This window comes from Dactylosporangium sucinum (assembly GCF_014647515.1).
Lineage (GTDB): Bacteria > Actinomycetota > Actinomycetes > Mycobacteriales > Micromonosporaceae > Dactylosporangium > Dactylosporangium sucinum.
Genome location: NZ_BMPI01000002.1, coordinates 283,519 through 303,614 on the forward strand (window position 1 = coordinate 283,519; position 20,096 = coordinate 303,614).

Below are 20,096 nucleotides of genomic sequence, written 5' to 3' on the forward strand. Positions count from 1 at the left end.
CGTATGGACGTAACAGACAACGGCCACCGGCCCACGGGCGCCGTCGAGCAGGTGCTGTACGAGGTCAAGAAGACCATCGTCGGGCAGGACGCGCTGCTCGAACGGCTCATGGTGGCCCTGCTCTCGCGGGGGCACATCCTCGTCGAGGGCGTGCCCGGCCTGGCCAAGACGCTCGCCGTGAAGGCGCTCGCCCAGGCGATCGGCGGCGACTTCCACCGCGTGCAGTTCACCCCCGACCTCGTCCCCGCCGACATCGTCGGCACCCGCGTCTACCACCAGGCCAGCGGCGAGTTCCAGGTCTCGCTCGGGCCGGTGTTCACCAACCTGCTGCTCGCCGACGAGATCAACCGGGCGCCGGCCAAGGTGCAGAGCGCGCTGCTGGAGGTCATGCAGGAGCAGCAGGTGACGATCGGCCGGGAGACCCACCGCATCCCCCGCCCGTTCCTGGTGATGGCCACCCAGAACCCGATCGAGTCGGAGGGCACCTATCCGCTGCCCGAGGCGCAGGTCGACCGGTTCATGATGAAGGTCCTGGTCGGCTACCCGAGCCCGACCGAGGAGTTCGTGATCGTCGAGCGGGCCATCGCGCCGGCGCCGATCACCCACGCCATCGTCGACCCGCGCCGGCTCATCGAGATGCAGTCACAGGTCGAGCAGGTCTACGTCGACCCCGCCCTGATCGAGTATTCGGTCCGCCTGGCCAACGCCACCCGCGACCCGGCCGAGGTGGGGCTGGGTGAGCTCCAGCGGTATGTCAGCTTCGGCGCCAGCCCACGGGCGTCCATCAACCTCGTCCTGGCCGCCCGGGCCATGGCCTACCTCAGGGGCCGCGACTACGTGCTGGTGAGCGACCTCGCCGAGCTGGCCCTCGACGTGTTCCGGCACCGGCTCGTGCTGTCCTACGAGGCCCTGTCCGACGACGTCACCGCCGACCAGATCCTCACCCGCGTCCTGCACGCGCTGCCGGTGCCCACGCCTGTCGCCGCCGGAAATCGCTGAGCCGTGGCCACCGCACCCGACCGCCTGCTGCGGCGCCTGGAGTGGCAGGTGATCCGCCGGCTCGACGGGCGTTTGCAGGGGTCGTACCGTACGGTCTTCCGCGGCAGCGGCATCGACTTCGCCGACCTGCGGGAGTACACGCCGGAGGACGACGTCCGGCACATCGACTGGAACGTGACTGCGCGGCTGGACGAGCCGTACGTGCGCCAGTACACCGAGGACCGCGAGGTCACCGCCTGGCTGGTGCTCGACCTGTCGGCGTCGATGCGCTTCGGCGGGGCCGAGCGCGGCAAGGACTCGGTGCTCGCCGAGCTGGCCGTGACCCTCGCCCGGCTGTTCACGCTCGGCGGCAACCGGGTCGGCGCGATCCTCTACGACAACCGGGTCCAGCGGGTGGTGCCGCCGCGCGGCGGCCGCAACCACGTGCTGCACCTCGCCGGCGAGATCACCCGCACCGCCGCCCTCGCCGAGTCCCGGCGCGGGAAGAAGGACACCGGCACCACCGACCTCGACGCGATGCTCCGGCTGGCCGCCGCGACCGCCCGCCGCCGCGGTGTGGTGTTCGTGGTGTCCGACTTCCTCGGCGACGCCGGCTGGGAGGCCTCCCTCGGGCGGCTCACCATGCGGCACGAGGTGGTGGCGATCCGGGTCGTCGACCCGATGGAGCTCGACCTGCCCGACCTCGGGCTGGTCGTGGTCGAGGACGCCGAGACCGGCGAGCAGGTGCTCGTCGACACCAGCGACCCGCTGTTCCAGCAGCGCCTGCGGGCCGGCGTCGACGAGCGCGAGGCCGCCGTCGCCGCCGCGATGCGGCGGGCCGGCGTGACCGCCCACCTGGTCGGCACCGACCAGGACCCGCTGCAGGCCCTCGTCGCGATGGTCCGCCGGACGAAGGCGAGGCGCGCATGAGCGGTTCCGGAGCGAAGCGGAGGCAGCATGACCTTTGGTAGCCCGGGGTTCCTGGTCGTCGCCGTGCTCGTGGCCGGCGGGCTCAGCTTCGGGTACTGGTGGCTGCAGCGGCAGCGGTCCCAGGCCCTCGCGGCGGCCGGCCTGACGACGGGCCGCGCCGTCCGCCGGCACGTGCCGCCGGTGCTGTTCCTCGCCGCGCTCACCCTGCTGCTGCTGTCGGTCGCCCGGCCCGAGGCCACCCTGCCGGTCGCCCGCGCCGCCGGCACCGTCGTGCTCGCCTTCGACGTGTCGAACAGCATGGCCGCCGACGACGTCGCCCCGAGCCGCATCGCGGCCGCCCAGACCGCCGCCGTCTCGTTCGTCGAGGCCCAGCCCGACAGCGTGAGCATCGGCATCGTCGCCTTCGACCAGGGCGCGCTCACCACCCAGCAGCCCACCTCCGACCGGACCGCGACCACGGCCGCGATCAAGCGGCTGCAGGTCAACGGCGGCACCTCGCTCGGCCAGGCGATCCTCGCCTCGCTCACGGTCATCGTCGGCAAGCCGGTCAGCCTGCCCGACCCCGACGCCGCCGAGCCGCCCGCCGAGCTCGGGTACTTCGGCAACGCCACGATCGTGCTGCTCTCCGACGGCGAGGACACCGGCGGCCCCGACGCGGTCGCCGCCGCCCAGCTCGCCGCCACGGCCGGCGTGCACATCGAGACCGTCGGCGTCGGCACCGTCGATGGCACGACCGTCGAGGTCGACGGCTACCGCGTGGCGACGGCGCTCAACGAGGAGCTGCTGACGACGCTCGCGCAGACGACCACCGGCTCGTACCACCGGGCCGAGACCGCCGAGGGCCTGCGGGACGTCTACGACTCGCTGGACCTGCGGCTGACCACCGAACGCAAGCCGGTCGAGCTGACCGGCGCCGCCGCGGCGATCGCGCTGCTGCTGCTCACCATCGGGGGGCTGCTGATGACCACCTGGTTCGGACGGATCCTCTGATGTCGCTGCACTGGCCGTGGGCCCTCACCGCGCTGCTGGCCTTCCCGCTGCTGCTCGCCTTCCGCTGGTGGACGCGCCGCCGCCGGCGCCGCGAGACGGTCCGGCTGTCGAGCGTCGCGCTCGTCGCCGCCGCCCTGCCCGGGCGCACCTCGTGGAAGCGCCGCATTCCCCTCGCCCTGTTCGCGGCCGGCCTGGTCGTGACCGGCACCGCGGCGGCCCGGCCGCAGGCCTCCGTGGTCGTCCCCGACGACGCGGCGACCATCCTGCTCGCCGTCGACGTGTCCGGCTCGATGTGCTCGACCGACGTCGACCCGAACCGGCTGTCCGCGGCCCAGGACGCGGCCCGCAAGTTCATCCGCGACCACGACGGGGGCGCGAAGATCGGCCTGGTCGCCTTCTCGGGCATCGCCGGCCTGCTCGTGCCGCCGACCCGTGACCAGGACCAGCTACTCAAGGCCATCGACGGGTTCCGGACCTCCCGCGGTACCGCGATCGGGCTGGCCATCCTGGCCTCCATCGACGCGATCGCCGAGATCAACCCGGACGTGCCCCCGACCGGGGTCGAGGTCCCCAACCCGCCCGGCAGCGGCACCGGCGACTACGAGCCCGACACGATCGTCGTGCTCACCGACGGCCGCAACACCGACGGCGTCAGCCCGATCACCGCGGCCGAGGCCGCCGCCGCCCGCCGCCTGCGCGTCTACACGATCGGCTTCGGCACCGAGGTGCCCTCCCCGATGGTCTGCACCAGCGACCAGATCAGCGGCGACACGTTCCGCGGCCCGGGCGGCGGGTTCGGCAACTTCGGGGGCTTCAGCGGCGGCCGCGGCCGCTTCCAGGAGATGGACGAGGCCACGCTGACAAAGGTCGCCGACATGACCGGCGGCAAGTACTTCAAGGCCGAGAACGCCGAGGCGCTCACCGAGGTCCTGCAGGACCTGCCCAGCCAGGTGACCCTGCAGCGGCGGAACACCGAGATCACGTCGTGGTTCGTCCTGGTCGGCGCCCTGCTGATCGCGGCGGCGGTGGCGCTGTCGCAGTGGTGGAACCGTTCCCGCCTCCCGGGCCTGCCCGCCGCGGCCCTCGCGGCGCGCGCTGCCTCGCCCCCGCCTGGTGCGCTTTCCTCCGGTCCTCCGCTTTCCTCCGGACCTTCGCCTTCCTCGGGTCCTCCGCCCGCTGGTCCTCCGGCTTCCGCCGGGCCTTCGCCTTCCTCCGGGCCGCCGATGAGGATCGCCGCGGCACCGGCAGCCGCTTCGAGGCGCGACGCCGGGCCGCCCGGTCCGCGGTACTCGGTCCCGACCGTCACCACGGCGCAGCGGGCCGACGCCCCGAGGCCCCTGGAGATCGACCTCGGCGTCCTGCCACCCGACGAGCCCGACGGCCGGCGGCGCGGCTGAGCGACCTCCTCGGGAAAATCTTGACGCCACCGGGAATTGAGTCGACCCGACTCAAGTTCTAGTGGGTGACACGGTACCCCGAGGAGGTCACCAGCCATGAACACGCTCACCCTGCGCCGCCGCGATCCCTTCGCCGAGTTCGACGCGCTCGTCCGCCGCACGTTCGAGCAGCGGGCCACGGGCTTCAACCCCGCCGCCGAGGTCAGCCGCGACGGCGACGACGCGGTTGTGCGGCTCGAGCTGCCCGGCGTCGACGTCGAGCGCGACGTCACCGTCGAGCTCGACCGCGGCCACCTGGTCGTCCGCGGCGAGCGGCGCGACGAGCGCGCCGAGGAGCGCGACGGCCGCACGCTGCGCGAGGTCCGCTACGGTTCGTTCCACCGCGCGTTCGCCCTGCCCGAGCACGTCACCGACGAGGCCGTGACCGCGGAGTACGACGCGGGTGTCCTGACGGTCCGCGTCGCGGGCGCGTACGTTGCCCGCTCGACCCGCCGCATCGAGGTCACCACCCAGTCGAAGTAACGCGCCGCCGATGAGAACGCGGGTTGCCCCCGAGGGCGACCCGCGTTCTGGCATTGCCGGACCCGCTCGGCGGCAGCCCGCCTGGCCGGGGCGCGGATGCCCGGCTCCACCGCGCCCACTTCCCATGATCATGCTTCCCATGATCGTGGAAACCATCTGGCTGCCCCCGGCGACCAGATCCTTCCCACGATCATGACCACGCCCGACTCGCCCGACCGCGCCCGACCACCCCGACCACCCCGACCACACGCGACCACACCCCGCTCGACCCCGCTCGACGCCGCTCGACCGCGCTCGACGCGAAGCCGACCGGCGCGGCGAGGCTCCGGTCCGGCGCGACGGTGGGGCAGCCGGGCCGACGTCGGTCGATCTACCCTCAAGGTGATGCGGCAGTCCGAGGGCGGGAACGGGGGCGACCGGGATGGTGAGCGTCGACGAGGTGCGGGCGGTGGCGGTACGGCTGCCGAGGGCGTACGAGGTGCTCGTCCGTGACCGCGTGAAATGGCGCGTCGGACAGATCGTGTTCGCCGCCCTGTCCCGCGACGAGACCATCATCGGCCTCGGGTACCCGAAGGAGGAGCGCGCCGCCCGCGTAGCGGCCGAACCCGGCGTCTTCCTCATGCCGCCCGACAGCGACCTGCGATACAACTGGATCTGCGCCCGGATGGAGGCCCTCGACGCCGACCGCATGCGGGAGCTGGTCGAGGACGCCTGGATGATGTGCGTGCCCAAGAAGGTGTGGACCGAGTACCTGGCCCGCAACCCACGCTAGGACTCGCCGCTCAACCCGGAACCGGAGCCCGGGGCGAAGTCCGGAACCGGAGCCCGGGCGAAGTCCGGAGCCGGAGCCTAGGGCGAAGTCCGGAACCGCAGCGCGGAAGCGCGCCGGCCGGAGTCGTCACCAGGCGTTCGCGGGCAGCCGCTCAGCACCCCGGTCGGGCACCGGGCACAGCCGCGCCCAGCCGGCAGTCGACGCAGCCGGGGCCGGGCCGGCCGGGCCTCGGCGAAGAGTCCCGGGCCAGCGCGGCGGGGAAACCGTCCTAGGACTGGGGGGCCGGCTGGTCGGCCTTGCTCGCGCGGATCTGGTGGCCGACGCTCGTCAGGCACTTGCCGGAGTTGAGGTCGAAGCGCCAGCCGTGCAGCTGGCAGGTCAGCACGTCGTTGTCGACGATGCCGAAGCGGGTCAGGTCGGCCTTCAGGTGCGGGCAGCGGCGCTGCACGTTCCAGTCGCCGAGGCGGATGTCCTCGGCGTCCGAGGTGCGCTGGTGCTCGTCATACCAGCCCTCCGCATACTGCAGCCGCTCCTCCGACAGGCACTTGAAGAACGCGTAGACAAACTCGTTGTACTGCCCGATGCGCGCGGCCGAGAAGCGGCAGGACAGGAACAGCGAGTTGGCCCAGTCGACCTCACCCGTGAAGAGCAGGTGCTCGACGAGGGCGCGCTCGGTGCGGAAACGGTAGCGCACCTTCTCGTCGACGTAGTGGCGAACCTGCTTGCCCGGGAAGTCGATGACGATCGACTCCACGGACTCGCCGTCATAGCCGACCAGGTCGAAGCGGACCGGGCCGCCGACGCCCTTCGCGAGATACACCGACTCCTCGAGCAGCGGCTCGACGCGCCGCTGCAGCTCCTTGAGCACGTCGATCTCGGGGTGGCGCCAGGTGGTCTTCTCGTGCGCGATGATCGCCTTCTTGCGCTCGCGCATGTCCTCCAGGTGGGCGACCTTGTTGGCGAAGAACTCGTCGACCGGCACCGGGTGCGTGGTGACGCAGTCGTCGGCGGTCAGCTCGGCGACCGACCCGGGCAGGAGCACGACGCCGTTGGCGCCGCCGACCTTCGCATACTCCTGCAGGAACACCGACTGGTCGGGGAAGATGTTGCCCTCGTCGCCGAAGATGTCGTTGAACTGCCACAGCTCGTCGTCGAGGAAGCACGGCGGGCCGGCGATCGGGAACACGTGCGACGCCTTGAGGTCGTCGATATACCGCCACGTCCGGTCGAACTGCCGATCGCGCTTCTGCTTGCCGAAGGCGCGCTTGGCGGCCTCGGGCAGCTCGTAAACCATCGGATACCAAATCGCGCCGGAGAACTGCAGCATGTGCGCGTGCACATGGCCGAGCTCGGTGAAGAAGCCGAGGTCGGTCGGGCGGGCGTCGTTCTGGTTGAGCAGGCGCACGCCGTCATACTCGACCCAGAGCGACGAGTCGCCGATCGGGCCGTCGGTCGGCGAGGTCAGCGCCTGCACGAGGATCTTGAGCCCGCCGTCGAGCTCGTGCACCTCGTTGGTCTTGGTCGCGAGGAAGTGCTTGAAGCCGAGCTCCTCCAGCTCGTCGCGCAGCTCCGACGTCGGGAACTCCGGCAGGAGCACGGTCGCCTTCTTCGACACGAACCGCTTGAGGTGCGCGGCGTCGAAGTGATCACGGTGCAGGTGCGAGACGTAGAGATAGTCGACGTCGCCGAGCGTCTCCCAGTCGAGCAGCGAGTTGTCCGGGAACGGGAACCACGACGCGAAATACGCCGGGTTGACCCACGGATCGCACAGGATGCTGCCGGCGGCGGTGTCGATTCGCATGCTCGCGTGGCCGGTCCCGGTGATGCGCAGCACCGCTACTCCCTTTGCTGGAGAAGGTTCCTGTTCCGCGTCGAACCTACCCGACGGGTCTGACAACTCACGAGGCACGCTCCGCCGGCATCAACGTCGGGAAGACGACCCGTACCGAACCCCTCACGCACCGTTAAGGGAAGCCGTGAAGCGCTCAGCAATCCGGCCGGCGGGCCGAAGTCAGCCCTGACGAAGGGAGACGGCGTGGGGCTCGCGGTGTTCGTGGTGCTGCTGGTGCTGGCGGTGGCCGCCGAGTCGCTGCTGCCCAGGCCGCGGCGCGGGAAGCCGCGACACCCGGACCCCGGCGCCGGCCCCGGCCGGGAAGGCGCTGGTGACGACGACCACTCGATCAGGTTACGGTCGGCGCTCACATCGATCCGCGGCTATGCGGAGATCCTCGGCGAGCGCGTCGGCCCCGACGAGCGGCGCATGGCGAACGTGATCGAGCAGCAGGCCGTGCGGCTCACCGGCCTGGCCGACGAGCTCACTTCCGGCCGCGCACGCCGTTCTTCTTCCGCGGCTTGACCGTGATGTGGATCGGCGTGCCGGTGAACTCGAACTCCTCGCGGAGCTTGCGCTCGACGAACCGCACGTAGCCCGGATCGAGCGCCCCGGTGGTGAACAGCACGAACTTCGGCGGCGACACCCCGGCCTGGGTGGCGAAGAGCACGCGCGGGGCGCGGCCGCCGCGCACCGGGTGCGGGGTCGCCTGGACGAGCGCGGTGAGCCACTGGTTGAGCTGGCCGGTCGGGACGCGCCGCTCCCAGTTGGCGAGCGCGGTGCGCAGCGCGGGGGCGAGCTTGTCGACGGCCCGGCCGGTGAGTGCCGACACGTTGACCCGCACGGCCCACGGCACGCGGCGCAGTTCCCGCTCGATCTCTTTCCCCAGTTGGTACCGCCGGTCGTCGTCGACGAGGTCCCACTTGTTGAACGCGATGACCAGTGCCCGCCCGGACTCGATCACCATCGTGAGGATGCGCTGGTCCTGCTCGGAGATCGGCTCGCTCGCGTCGAGCAGGACGATGGCCACCTCAGCGGCCTCGATCGCGGCATTGGTGCGCAGGGAGGCGTAATACTCGGTGCCGCTGGCGTGTGACACCCGCTTGCGCAGGCCGGCGGTGTCGACCAGGTGCCAGGTCTCGCCGCCGAAGTCGACCAGGCTGTCGACCGGGTCGACGGTGGTGCCGGCGACCGAGTCGACGACCGCCCGCTCCTCCTTGGCCAGCTTGTTGAGCAGGCTGGACTTGCCGACGTTGGGCCGGCCGACGAGCGCGATGCGGCGCGGCCCGCCGGCGCGCGGCTCGACCGGCCGGGCCTCGGGCAGCGCCTCCAGGATCTTGTCGAGCAGGTCGCCGGCGCCCCGGCCGTGCAGGGCCGAGACCGGGAACGGCTCGCCGAGGCCGAGGCCCCACAGGCTGGCGATCTCGCCCTCGATGCGCGCGTTGTCGACCTTGTTGGCGACCAGGATCACCGGGCTGCCGCTGCGCCGCAGCATCCGCACCGCGGCCTCGTCGTCGGAGGTCGGCGGGATCGTGGCGTCGACCACGAACAGCACGACGTCGGCGGTCTGCGCGGCGATCTCGGCCTGGGTGGCGATCGCCCTCGCCCGCTCCTTGGCGTCGGGCAGCCAGCCGCCGGTGTCGACCACCGTGAAGTGCCGGCCGGTCCACTCGGCGTCGTAGGCGACCCGGTCCCGGGTCACGCCGGCGACGTCTTCGACGACCGCCTGCCGGCGGCCGAGGATCCGGTTGACGAGGGTCGACTTGCCCACGTTGGGCCGGCCGACGACGGCGACGATCGGCAGGCTCAGCTCGATGTCGCCATCCTCGGCCATGTCGAGGTCGGCCTCAGTGCTCACGCGGGGGTCCCTATCGTCAGGCGGCTCTACGCCGTCACCTTCTCCAGCATCCGCTGGAGAAGCTCGACCACCTCGTCGATGCCGAGCGCGGTGGTGTCGAGCACGACGGCGTCCTCGGCCTGACGGAGGGGGTCCGCGGCGCGCGTCGAGTCCAGTTTGTCACGCCGCTCGAGATCCGCCGCAGTCGCCGCCTGACTGGCCGCGTTCTCACTGCTGCGGCGGCGCGCCCGCTCGTCGGCGGAGGCGGTGAGGTACACCTTGAGATCGGCGTCCGGCGCGACCACCGTGCCGATGTCGCGGCCCTCGACCACGATCCGCGGCGCGGTGGCGATGATCGCCCGCTGCTGGGCGACGAGGATGGCCCGCACGGCCGGCACCGCCGAGACGGCCGACACCGCCCGCGTGACCTCGGGCCCGCGGATCTCGCGGTCGACCCCGGCGCCGTCGACCTTGATGTAGGGGCCGGTGGGGTCGGTGCCGATCTCCAGCACCGCGGTCTCCGCCACCGCCGTGATCTTGTCGGGGTCGTGGAGGTCGACGCCGTCGCGCAGCACCGCGTAGGTCACCGCGCGGTACATCGCGCCGGTGTCCAGATACCGCGCGTCGAGGGCCTGCGCCACCCGGCGCGAGATCGTGGACTTGCCGGAGCCGGAGGGCCCGTCGACGGCAACCACCAGTTGCCGGCTCTCGTCGCGCACGCCCGTTCTCCTCACCCCGAATGACGACCGCAGAAACTCCGGTTCGACAGTACTTGACCCGCCGGTGACGCCGTCCTACGGGAGGCCGCCGATTTCTCCCGTGCACGGCTCCCCCATCGTCCGGTCGGCCTCCGGAAGCCGGGCCAGCACCGTGCGCGACAGGTCGATCAGGGCGTCGACCTGCTCGTCGCTCAGCGCGTCGTAGAACCAGTGCCGCACGTGGGCCACGTGCCGCGGCGCCGCCTGGGTGATCGCCTCCCAGCCGGCGTCGGTCAGCACCACGAACGCGCCGCGGGGATCCTCGGGGCACGGCTCGCGGGCGACCAGGCCCCGTTGCACCATCCGGGTGATCTGGTGCGTCAGCCGGGTCTTCTCCCAGTCGGCGGCCTCGCGCAGCTGGAAGACGCGCATCCGCCCGCCGGGCGCCTCCGAGAGGCTCACCAGCACCGCATACTCGGCGCCGGTCAGGCCGGTCTCCCGCTGCAGCTGCCGGGCCAGGCGCCGGTTGATCTCGGCCTGCAGCGCGATCCAGCCGCGCCAGGCCCGCTGTTCGCGCTCGTCCAGCCAGTTCGGCTCGAGGCCTGGGTCGGTCGTCACACCCCAAGGGTACGGGAATCGGTGACACATCACCCTTGTTAGGAGCTACTGTGTCGGTGACACGTCACCCATCCGGTGACGTGCGGTTTTGATCAGGGAAGAGGCACGACGGAGATGACCAAGGTCGGAATCATCCTCGGCAGCACGCGTCCCGGGCGCGCCGGCGAGTCGGTGGCGAAGTGGGTCTACGACATCGCCTCGCGACGCACGGATGCCGAGTTCGAGCTCGTCGACCTGCTCGACTACAACCTGCCGCACCTGGACGAGGCGATGCCGCCGGCCATGGGGCAGTACGCGAACGAGCACACCAAGCAGTGGGCCGCGAAGATCGCCTCGTTCGACGCGTTCGTGTTCGTGACGCCGGAGTACAACCACTCGACGAGCGGCGCACTGAAGAACGCGATCGACTTCCTGTACTCGGAGTGGAACAACAAGGCCGCCGGCTTCGTCAGCTACGGCAGCGCCGGCGGCACGCGCGCGGTCGAGCACCTGCGCCTGATCATGGGCGAGCTGCAGGTCGCGGACGTGCGCGCGCAGGTGGCGCTGTCGCTGTACACCGACTTCGAGAACTGGACCGTGTTCAAGCCGGCGCCGCAGCACGAGGGCACCCTGAACACGGTGCTCGACCAGGTCGTGGCCTGGGGCAGGGCGCTGGAGCCGGTGCGCAAGGGGTAGCGCTTCGACGGGGGTTGGACCAGCCGGCCGGTGGCTTTGAGGGAGGTCTACCGGCCGGCTTCACACTGCTCTCGAGAACCGGTCGGCGAGCACGGTCGCGGCCGCCTTCAGCTCGTCCGGGCCCTCGATCTCGATGTCGACGTCGAACATGCCGAGCCACGCCGCCAGCCCGGCCCACGACCAGCTGCTCGCCGTCACCCGGCAGCTCTCGGCGGTGACGACCTCGACGATCGCCTGCCCCCGCGCCCAGTCGTTCACGGCCGCGGCCGGCGCCTGCAGGACCGCCGAGCCCCGGCAGGGCAGGTGGTCCTGCCGCTCGAACCGCTCGGCCACGAACGCCGCCACGTCCGGCGCCGGCAGGGGCCGGGGCGTGAACCGGGGGCCGTTGGGTGACCGCGGCGTCATGCGGTCCACGCGGTACGTCCGCCAGTCGCCGCGATCGAGATCCCACCCGATCAGGTACCACCGCCCGCCCCACGTCACCAGATGGTGCGGCTCGGTCCGCCGCGGCGGGCGCAGCTGCTCCGGCTCCCCCTCCAGGAACTCGCGCCGCCCGGTGTAGTCGAACCGCAGCACCTCCCTCGCGCGTACCGCGAGGCCGACGGTGAGCAGCACCTCAGCGTCGACGTCGGTGTCCCAGCGCCGTCCCTTCACCACCCGGGTGACCTGGAGCGCGTCGACCCGGTGGCGCAGCCGGGCCGGCATCACCTGCCGGACGGTCGCCAGGGCGCGCAGCGCCGCCTCCTCCACGCCCTGCACGCTCATCGTCGCCGTCTGCAGCGCGACCGCCACGGCGACGGCCTGGTCGTCGTCGAAGAGCAGCGGGGGCAGCTCGGAGCCGGCGTCGAGGCGGTACCCGCCCTCGGGGCCGCGGGTCGCCACCACGGGATAGCCCAGCTCACGGAGGCGGTCGACATCCCGCCGTACCGTCCGCGGGCTCACCTCCAGCCGGTCCGCGAGGGTCTGGCCGGGCCAGTCGCGCCGCGCCTGCAGCAGGGACAGGAGCGCGAGCAGCCGGGCCGAGGTCTCCAACATGCTGTTCAGTATTCCGCCCGATGCGGACAGAAGCTGTCCTGAACCCCGGGCAGAGTCGTGGTTGCTTCCGGTTGTTTGAAAGGGGCTTCCGTGATCACCACCCGTGGACTGACGAAGGACTTCGTGGTCAACAAGAAGACGACCGTCCATGCCGTGCGAGGGATCAACCTCGATATCGGTCCCGGCGAGCTGGTGGCCGTGCTCGGCCCCAACGGCGCGGGCAAGACCACCACCATGCGCATGCTCACCACGCTCATCGCGCCGACGGCCGGCACCGCGACCGTGGCCGGGCACGACGTCGTCCGGGCGGCCGCCGAGGTGCGGCGGCGGATCGGGTACGTCGGGCAGGGCAACGGCGCCGCCCACACCCAACTGGTCGGCGACGAGCTGCAGGTGCAGGGCCGCATCTACGGGCTGGACCGGCGTACCGCCGCCCGCCGCGCGGACGAGCTGCTGGCGGCGCTCGACCTGGCCGAGCTCGGCAAGCGGAAGGTCACCGACCTGTCCGGCGGCCAGCGGCGCCGGCTGGACGTGGCGATCGGGCTGGTGCACGCGCCGTCGCTGCTGTTTCTCGACGAGCCGTCGACCGGCCTCGACCCGCAGAACCGGGCCAACCTGTGGACGCACATCCAGCGGATGCGGGCCGAGTTCGCGATGACGATCGTGCTCACCACGCACTACCTCGACGAGGCCGACACGATGGCCGAGCGGGTGGTGATCGTCGACCACGGCGAGGTGATCGCCGACGACACGCCGGCCGCGCTGAAGGCGAAGCTGGCCGGTGACCTGCTGGTGGCCACCGGCGACGGGCCCGCCCTGGCGCCGCTCGCCACGGCGCTGCCGGGCGCACGGGATCTCACGGTGACCGATGCCGGGATCGAGGTCCGCGTCAATGACGGGCCCGCCGCACTGCCGGAGCTTGTGCACGCGGCCGGGGTACACCTGCGAACCGCCGAAGTCCGTCGACCGACCCTCGACGACGTCTTTCTCGCCCTGACCGGCCGCAACCTCCGGGAGAACTCATGAGCACCCTGTCCGTGGCTCCGAGCGGTGGCGTCCGCGGCCTCGTCCGCGACGCCGGCATCGTCGCCGGCCGCGAGCTGCGCCCGCTCGTCCGCTCGCCGTTCTCGCTGATCTTCGGGATGATCCAGCCGCTGGTGTTCCTGGCGCTGTTCGGCCCGCTGCTGGCGGGCTCCCTGTCCGGCTCGTCGCGCGGCCTCGGGTCCGACGTGTGGCAGTGGTTCGTCCCGGCGATCCTGGTGATGACGACGCTGTTCGGCACGTCGACCGTCGGCGCGAACCTGCTGGGCGAGTTTCTCACCGGCGCTCATGAGCGGATGCTGGTGACGCCGCTGAGCCGCCAGTCGCTGCTGGTCGGCCGGGCATTGAAGGAGCTGGTACCGCTGGCCGGCCAGGCCGTGATCATCGTCCTGGTGATGCTGCCGTTCGGCTTCGACCTGTACCCGGCCGGCGCCCTCCTCGGCCTCGTCCTGCTGACGCTGTTCGGCATCGGCCTCGGCTCGCTGAGCTACGCCCTGGCGGTCGCGGTCCGCCGCACCGACTGGATGTTCTGGGTGGTACACCAGACGCTGCTGTTCCCGCTGATGATCCTCTCGGGCATGCTGCTGCCGCTGGAGACGGGCCCGGCCTGGATGCGCACGGCCGCGGAGTTCAACCCGCTCGCGCACATGGTGACCGCGGAGCGCCTGCTGTTCGCCGGCCGGATCGGCGAGGCGGACGTGGCGTGGGGCTTCGTGGCGGCGGCCGCCACGGCGCTGGTGGGCCTGTGGGTCGGCATCCGCGCGATGCACCGCTCCACGTAACCCCCCACCCGCCCCGCCGCCGCCCGCCGCCCGCCGCCCCATGTCCGCGTCGATCTTGCAGTTGTGGTGCCGCAACACTCCCGGAATGCTCCGGTTTGTCAACCACCACAACTGCAAGATCGACGCGGCGTGGTGGGCGCCCGGCCCGCGGTCCGGCGCGCCCGACCCGCGGGCCGGGCTACTCGCCGACGGCCTTGAAGAGGGCGCCGATCTCGGCCTGGGACAGGTGCCGGGTCCGGCCGGGCCGCAGGTCGCCGAGCCGGATCGGCCCGATCTGCGTCCGGATGAGCCGCTGCACCGGGAACCCGACCGCGTCGAACATCCGCCGCACGATGTGGTTGCGCCCCTCGTGGAGGACGACCTCGACGAGGGCGACCTTCCCGTACGCGTCCACGACCCGGAACGAGTCCACCTTGACCGGCCCGTCCTCCAGCGTGACCCCGGCCTTCAGCTCCCGCCCCATCGCGCGCGGGACGGGCCCGGGGATCTCGACCTGGTACGTCTTGGCGACCTCGTACGACGGGTGCATCAGCTTGTGGGCCAGCCCGCCGTCGTTGGTGAGCAGCAGCAGCCCCTCGCTGTCGGCGTCGAGCCGCCCGACGTGGAAGACACGCGTGTCGATGTTCGGCAGCAGGTCCGCGATCGCGTCGCGCCCCTTGTCGTCGTCCATCGTCGACACCACCCCGCGCGGCTTGTTCAACGCGAGGTACACGAGCCGCGTGTCGGTCACGAGCCGCTGCCCGTTGACGTGGATGGCGTCACGCACGGCGTCGGCCTTGTCGCCGAGCGTTGCCTCCTTTCCGTTGACGGTGACCCGCCCCTCGTCGATCATGCGCTCGCAGGTGCGCCGCGACCCGAGCCCCGCGGCGGCGAGGATCTTCTGCAGCCGCTCAGGGTTGCGCGGCGGTTGCGCGTCGGGCGGCGCGTCGAACGCGGACGAGGTGAACTCTTCGGCATCAGCGCTGGGCATCGGCGATCTCATCTATGTCGTCGGGCAGGAACGGGGCGAGCGGGGGCAGCTGGTCGACGTTGTCGAGCCCGAGCTTCTCCAGGAACAGCGTGGTGGTGCGGTAGAGGAACGCGCCGCTCTCCGGCTCGCTCCCGACCTCCTCGATCAGCCCCCTGGTAACCAGCGTACGGACCACGCCGTCACAGTTGACGCCGCGGATGGCCGAAATCCGCGACCGCGTGACCGGCTGCTTGTACGCGACCACGGCCAGTGTCTCCAGGGCAGCCTGCGTCAGCCGAACCTGCTGCCCGTCGAGCACGAACTTCTCAACATACGAGGCGTACTCCGGCCGCGTGTACAGCCGCCACCCGCCGGCAACGCGCCGCAGGTCAAAGCCGAGCCCCATCGAGGTGTACTGCCGGGAGATCTCCTCAAGCACCACCCGCACCCGATCAACAGGCTGCTCCAACACCTGGGCGAGCGTCATCTCGCTGGCGGGCTCGTCGACAATGAGCAAAATCGCCTCAACGGCCCCGCGCAGCTCATTCTCGGACATAACGACCGGCTCGTCAGCGGGCGCCTGAAGATTGTCGACGGCAAACAGCACATCGGCGTCGGCCGCCTCGCCGCCACTGGCATCGACCGAGCCAGCTTCGGCGACGTCAACAACGCTCACTTCGGGAAGATCGGAGGCGCTCTCTTCAGTGACATCGACGGCGGACACTTCCTGGCCGTCATCGACCACAGCTGCTTCCGCGTCATCGATCACAGGCATTTCGTCGATCGCAGGCGCTTCCGCGTCAGTGATCGCCGCCTCTTCCCCACCATCGATCGCTAGCGATTCTGCGGCTTCGACGGGCGGCTCGGCCAGGACATCGAGCGGCGGCTCGACCACGACATCGGCCGGCGGCTCGACCACGACATCGAGCGGCGGCTCGGCCAGGACATCGGCCGGCGGCTCGGCCAGGACATCGGCCGGCGGCTCGACCAGGACATCAACCGGCGGCTCGACCTCTGCCGCTTCGTCCGTCGATCCACCTGTCGGCTCCGTCGTCGACGCCGCCGCCGCCGCGGGCTCCGCGTCCCTCGGTGCCGGGATGACTGCCCCGGGAGCGGCCGGCGGCTCGACATCGGCGGCCGGAGGGTCCGGGACCGCCTCCGCGGTGTCGACCAGGACGCCGGTGAGAGCACCGGCCTGAGTGCCGTCCACGCCAACCAGAGCATTGGCCGGAGCGGCGGCCGCGACGTCAGCAGCGACGTCAGCCGTAACCTCGGCCACAGGGTCGGACGCGGTGGCCGGGGGTTCGGGCGCAGTCTCCGTCCGAGCCTCAGGCGAAGCGTTGTCCGGAGTCTCGGCAGTCTCGGCAGTCTCGGCCGGGGTGGGCTGGGCGGGCGGCTTCGGGCGTTCCCAGGGCGGGATCCAGCTCGCCGCCTGGTCGGCTAGCGACCTGCTGCGCTGGTCATCCTCGCTCACTTCGCCACCTCGCTGTCCGCTTCGTCGTCCTCGTCCCGCACCGTCGCCGCCTCGCCGGGATCATCAGGCTCCGCAGCAAGCGAAGCCTCACCAGAGAACGCCCCCTCAGAGAACGCCCCCTCAGACAACGCCCCCTCGGACAACGCCTCCTCAGAGAACGACCCCGCGGACACATCGGCCCGATCAGGACCGTCCGAGGAGACGTGATCAGCGACAGCACCGTCCGCGGGCGAGCCGTCCGCAGCGGCGGCATCAGGCGGCGGGGCGCCCGCGGGTGGGGGCGGCGCGCCCTCGTACTCCTCGACCTCGATCGACACGTCGGCGTCGTCCGTGCCCGTCCAGCGGACCAGGAGCTCGCCCAGGGCCTGGGCCTGCTCGAAGCTCACCAGGTTCTCCCGGTACAGCTCCAACAATGCCAGGAAGCGGGCCACCACCTCCAGCGTCGACTCGCAGTCGATGCACAGCGCGCTGAACGTGGCCTCGCGCTGCTCGATCAGGCGGTCCCTCACGATGTTCGCGTGCTCGCGGACGCTCACGCGGACCATGTGGATGTGCGCGATCGACACCACCGGCGGGGCCTTCGGGGTGAAGGCCTTCAGCGCCAGCTTGTGCAGCCGCTGCGGGCCGACGCCGAGCACCAGGTCGGGCAGCGCCTCCGCGTACCGCGGCTCCAGCGTCACCGACCGCGGGTAGCGGCGCGAGCCGACCGCCTCCAGGCCGGCGATGTGGGCGGCCGCCTCCTTGAACGCCTTGTACTGCAGCAGCCGCGCGAAGAGCAGGTCCCGCGCCTCCAGCAGCGCCAGGTCCTCCTCGTTCTCGACCGTCGCCGAGGGCAGCAGCCGGGCGGCCTTCAGGTCCAGCAGGGTGGCCGCGACGACCAGGAACTCCGACGCCTCGTCCAGGTCCCAGTCGTCGCCCATCCCCCGGATGTACGCGATGAAATCGTCCGTCACCGTGTGCAGCGCGACCTCGGTGACGTCCAGCTTGTGCTTGCCGATCAGCTGCAACAGCAGGTCGAACGGCCCGGTGAAGTTGGCCAGCCGAACCTGGAACCCGGCGGAGGCCGCCGCCTCCGGAGAGGCCGCGGGCAGCGTCGGCAGCGCGGCGTCAGGTTCGGTCACCGGAAGAACGTAGCGCAAGAACTGCGTGAACTCGCTACAACCGCCGCTCGGCCTGCTGGGCGATCACCTCGCGGGCGAGCTGCCGGTAGTTGCGGGCCCCCGACGAGGCCGGGTCGAGCACCGTGATCGGCGCGCCCGCGACGGTCGACTCGGGGAACTTCACCGTCTTGGTGATGACGGTCTGGTACACCTTGTCCCCGAACGCCTCCACGACCCGCTGCAGCACCTGGCGGCAGTGGGTGGTGCGGCTGTCATACATGGTCGCGAGGATCCCCTCGAGCTCCAGGTCGAAGTTGAGCCGCTCGCGGACCTTGTCGATCGTGTCGAGGAGCAGCGCGACACCCCGAAGTGAGAAAAACTCACATTCCAGCGGGATCATCACGCCGTGCGCCACGGTGAGCGCGTTGATCGCCAGCAGGCCCAGTGAGGGCTGGCAGTCGATCAGGATGAAGTCATACTCCTTGAGCACCGGGCGGAGCACCCGCGCCAGGGCCATCTCGCGGGCGACCTCGGTCACCAGCTGGATCTCGGCGGCGGACAGGTCGATGTTGGCCGGCAGGAGGTGGAGGCCCGCGATGTCCGTCTTGATCCGGATGTCCTCGACGGTGACATCCGAGTCCATCAGGATGTTGTAGATCGTCAGGTCCAGATTGTGGGGGTTCACCCCCAGGCCGACCGACAGGGCGCCCTGGGGGTCGAAGTCCACGAGCAGGACCCGCCGCCCGTACTCGGCGAGGGCCGCCCCCAGGTTGATGGTCGACGTGGTCTTGCCCACGCCGCCCTTCTGGTTGGCCATGGCGATGATCCGCGCCGGGCCGTGCCGGTCCATCGGCATCGGCTCGGGGATCGGCTTGCGCATCGTATACGCGGTGGGGTCCGCCGGACCCAGCTCCGCGCCGAGGTCCAGCGATGCCTGCTCGGCACGCATCGTGGTGGTCCAGGACTCCGCCTGGTCGCCCATGCCTGTCATCGCTGTCTACGCCCCTCCCGGCCGGCCAACTCCACCCTGGGACCGATTCGGCGTCGGCGATCTGGGGGAAGCGAGTCGGCCGTTGCCCGACTGTACGTCACCGCAGGGTACATATGGCAAAGGGCGCCCGGCGTGTCGCGAAGCTCGTCGTTGGGTACGGTTCTTCGCGTGTTAGGACCAGGGGACGTGCTCGGCGACCGCTACCGCCTCGACGAGTTCGTCGCCAGCGGCGGCATGGGGCAGGTGTTCCGCGCGACCGACCTGACGCTCCACCGCACCGTGGCCGTCAAGGTCCTGCTGCCCGGGCACATGAGCAACACCGAGTTCGGCACCCGGTTCCGCGCCGAGGCGCGCATCGTGGCGTCGATCGGCCACCCGGGCGTCGTGGGCGTGTACGACTACGGCGAGAGTCCCGAAGGCACGCTGTACCTGGTGATGGCCTTCGTCGACGGAAAACCCCTCGGCGAGCGGATCAACCGGGAGGGCACCCTGCCGGTCGGCGACACCCTCGACATCGTGGCGCAGGCCGCCGACGCGCTGCAGGCGGCGCACTCCCGCGGCATCATCCACCGCGACGTCAAGCCCAACAACCTGCTCGTCAACGAGAACGGCGGCGTGACGCTCGTCGACTTCGGGGTGGCCCGCTCGGAGTCCGTGACGTCGGTCACGAAGGTCAGCGCCATCATCGGCACCGCCCTCTACATGTCGCCGGAGCAGGCGTCGGGCAAGCCGATCTCGCCGTCGACCGACATCTACGCGCTGGGCGCGGTGGCGTACCACTGCCTCACCGGCAGCCCGCCGTTCACCGGCAGCTCGCCGCTGGAGATCGCGATCAAGCACCTCCAGGACGAGCCGCCGCCGCTGCCCGAGTCGCTGCCGGCCGCGGCCCGCGCCGTGGTCGAGCGGGCGATGGCCAAGGATCCGGACGACCGCTTCCCGACCGCCGCCGCGCTGGCCCAGGCTGCTCGTGAGGCCAAGGAAGGCACGGTACCGCTGCGCCCGGCGGTGGGCGACACCGCCGAGTTCGAGACGGTGGACGACGACGGCGGGCGCCGTCCGGCCTGGGTCCCGGTCGCCGCCGGCCTGGCCCTCGCCGCGCTGGCCGCCGGTGTGGTGCTCGCCGTCTGGGCGCTGAGCCGCGAGGCGCTGCAGGGCGCCGACCCGGGCACCCCGCCCACCAGCTCCGCCGCGCCGAGCCCGGCCGTGACCTCCAAGGCGGCGGGTGGCCCGCCGACGGCCGAGACGACCGAGCCGACCGCCCCCACGTCCACCTCGGTCGCGCCGTCGTCGCTCGCCCCCAGCTCTCCGGCGCCGCAGACCGAGCCGCCGAAGTCGTCGGAGCCGCCGGCGCCGAGCACGCCCCCGGCCCAGCCGTCGTCACAACCGCCGGCGTCTCCGGACGCCACCCCGACGCAATAGTTCACTGTCCTGTGCAACCCTTCCCGGGCGGATTCCGTCTACCCCCGGACGAAGGGA

Annotated in this window: 20 protein-coding genes; 11 read left to right on the plus strand and 9 right to left on the minus strand. The window is 71.4% G+C overall.

Annotation, left to right across the window (positions count from 1 at the left end):
* The first annotated feature begins 3 nt into the window (after positions 1–3).
* The 6 genes from IEZ31_RS02305 (at position 4) to IEZ31_RS02330 (ending at position 5,589) form a co-directional block, all read left to right on the plus strand.
* Positions 4–999, plus strand: a complete 996-nt coding sequence (locus IEZ31_RS02305) for an AAA family ATPase (protein WP_190247990.1) — start codon at positions 4–6, stop codon at positions 997–999.
* 3 nt (positions 1,000–1,002) lie between these two features.
* Positions 1,003–1,908 carry a DUF58 domain-containing protein gene (locus IEZ31_RS02310; RefSeq protein WP_190247991.1) on the plus strand — a complete coding sequence of 302 codons (906 nt, stop codon included), beginning with the start codon at positions 1,003–1,005 and terminating at the stop codon, positions 1,906–1,908.
* 27 nt (positions 1,909–1,935) lie between these two features.
* Positions 1,936–2,898, plus strand: a complete 963-nt coding sequence (locus IEZ31_RS02315) for a VWA domain-containing protein (protein WP_190247992.1) — start codon at positions 1,936–1,938, stop codon at positions 2,896–2,898.
* Entirely contained in the window at positions 2,898–4,295 is a 1,398-nt protein-coding gene (locus IEZ31_RS02320; protein ID WP_190247993.1) for a VWA domain-containing protein, read from the plus strand. Before IEZ31_RS02315 ends, IEZ31_RS02320 begins: the two co-directional genes overlap by 1 nt.
* A 96-nt stretch (positions 4,296–4,391) precedes the next feature.
* Entirely contained in the window at positions 4,392–4,817 is a 426-nt protein-coding gene (locus tag IEZ31_RS02325) for an Hsp20/alpha crystallin family protein (protein WP_190247994.1), read from the plus strand.
* 421 nt (positions 4,818–5,238) lie between these two features.
* Positions 5,239–5,589 (plus strand): MmcQ/YjbR family DNA-binding protein, encoded by a 351-nt coding sequence (locus tag IEZ31_RS02330; RefSeq protein WP_190247995.1) that lies wholly within the window; start codon positions 5,239–5,241, stop codon positions 5,587–5,589.
* Positions 5,590–5,857: 268 nt separating this feature from the next.
* On the opposite strand, the gene IEZ31_RS02335 is transcribed toward IEZ31_RS02330, so the two are convergent.
* Positions 5,858–7,420, minus strand: a complete 1,563-nt coding sequence (locus IEZ31_RS02335) for a Rieske 2Fe-2S domain-containing protein (protein ID WP_190248060.1) — start codon at positions 7,418–7,420, stop codon at positions 5,858–5,860.
* A gap of 204 nt (positions 7,421–7,624) precedes the next feature.
* Here IEZ31_RS02335 and IEZ31_RS02340 point away from each other — a divergent pair, with 204 nt between their 5' ends.
* On the plus strand, positions 7,625–7,945 hold the full coding sequence (locus tag IEZ31_RS02340) for a hypothetical protein (RefSeq protein ID WP_190247996.1): 321 nt from the start codon (positions 7,625–7,627) through the stop codon (positions 7,943–7,945).
* Here IEZ31_RS02340 and der read toward each other — a convergent pair.
* The 3 genes from der to IEZ31_RS02355 form a co-directional block, all read right to left on the minus strand.
* Entirely contained in the window at positions 7,905–9,254 is a 1,350-nt protein-coding gene (gene der / locus IEZ31_RS02345) for a ribosome biogenesis GTPase Der (RefSeq protein WP_190248061.1), read from the minus strand. The genes IEZ31_RS02340 and der overlap by 41 nt on opposite strands.
* Positions 9,255–9,304: 50 nt before the next feature.
* Positions 9,305–9,976: a (d)CMP kinase gene (gene cmk / locus IEZ31_RS02350; RefSeq protein ID WP_190247997.1), complete on the minus strand. Its 672-nt coding sequence runs from the start codon at positions 9,974–9,976 to the stop codon at positions 9,305–9,307.
* Positions 9,977–10,051: 75 nt separating this feature from the next.
* Positions 10,052–10,573 (minus strand): MarR family winged helix-turn-helix transcriptional regulator, encoded by a 522-nt coding sequence (locus IEZ31_RS02355; RefSeq protein ID WP_229833998.1) that lies wholly within the window; start codon positions 10,571–10,573, stop codon positions 10,052–10,054.
* 114 nt (positions 10,574–10,687) lie between these two features.
* On the opposite strand from IEZ31_RS02355, the gene IEZ31_RS02360 reads away from it, so the two are divergent.
* Positions 10,688–11,248 (plus strand): NADPH-dependent FMN reductase, encoded by a 561-nt coding sequence (locus IEZ31_RS02360; RefSeq protein WP_190247999.1) that lies wholly within the window; start codon positions 10,688–10,690, stop codon positions 11,246–11,248.
* A 60-nt stretch (positions 11,249–11,308) separates the two neighbouring features.
* Here the strand turns inward: IEZ31_RS02360 and IEZ31_RS02365 are convergent, their stop codons facing one another.
* Positions 11,309–12,283: a helix-turn-helix transcriptional regulator gene (locus IEZ31_RS02365; RefSeq protein ID WP_190248000.1), complete on the minus strand. Its 975-nt coding sequence runs from the start codon at positions 12,281–12,283 to the stop codon at positions 11,309–11,311.
* A gap of 90 nt (positions 12,284–12,373) precedes the next feature.
* Here IEZ31_RS02365 and IEZ31_RS02370 point away from each other — a divergent pair, with 90 nt between their 5' ends.
* The gene (locus tag IEZ31_RS02370; protein ID WP_190248001.1) at positions 12,374–13,309 is read left to right on the plus strand and encodes an ATP-binding cassette domain-containing protein; all 936 of its coding nucleotides are present in this window, start codon (positions 12,374–12,376) and stop codon (positions 13,307–13,309) included.
* Positions 13,306–14,106, plus strand: coding sequence for an ABC transporter permease (locus IEZ31_RS02375; RefSeq protein ID WP_190248002.1), 801 nt, complete (start codon positions 13,306–13,308; stop codon positions 14,104–14,106). Before IEZ31_RS02370 ends, IEZ31_RS02375 begins: the two co-directional genes overlap by 4 nt.
* 178 nt (positions 14,107–14,284) lie before the next feature.
* On the opposite strand, the gene IEZ31_RS02380 is transcribed toward IEZ31_RS02375, so the two are convergent.
* From IEZ31_RS02380 to IEZ31_RS02395, 4 genes are all read right to left on the minus strand, one after another.
* Positions 14,285–14,983: a pseudouridine synthase gene (locus IEZ31_RS02380; protein ID WP_229834008.1), complete on the minus strand. Its 699-nt coding sequence runs from the start codon at positions 14,981–14,983 to the stop codon at positions 14,285–14,287.
* Between the two features lie 79 nt (positions 14,984–15,062).
* Complete coding sequence (gene scpB, locus IEZ31_RS02385) at positions 15,063–15,830, minus strand: SMC-Scp complex subunit ScpB (RefSeq protein ID WP_190248062.1); 768 nt, start codon at positions 15,828–15,830, stop codon at positions 15,063–15,065.
* Between the two features lie 695 nt (positions 15,831–16,525).
* Positions 16,526–17,629: a segregation and condensation protein A gene (locus IEZ31_RS02390; RefSeq protein WP_229834010.1), complete on the minus strand. Its 1,104-nt coding sequence runs from the start codon at positions 17,627–17,629 to the stop codon at positions 16,526–16,528.
* Between the two features lie 55 nt (positions 17,630–17,684).
* On the minus strand, positions 17,685–18,620 hold the full coding sequence (locus IEZ31_RS02395) for a ParA family protein (protein ID WP_190248004.1): 936 nt from the start codon (positions 18,618–18,620) through the stop codon (positions 17,685–17,687).
* Positions 18,621–18,788: 168 nt separating this feature from the next.
* Between IEZ31_RS02395 and IEZ31_RS02400 the strand changes: the two genes are divergently transcribed.
* On the plus strand, positions 18,789–20,039 hold the full coding sequence (locus IEZ31_RS02400; RefSeq protein WP_229833999.1) for a serine/threonine-protein kinase: 1,251 nt from the start codon (positions 18,789–18,791) through the stop codon (positions 20,037–20,039).
* Positions 20,040–20,096: the final 57 nt, after the last annotated feature.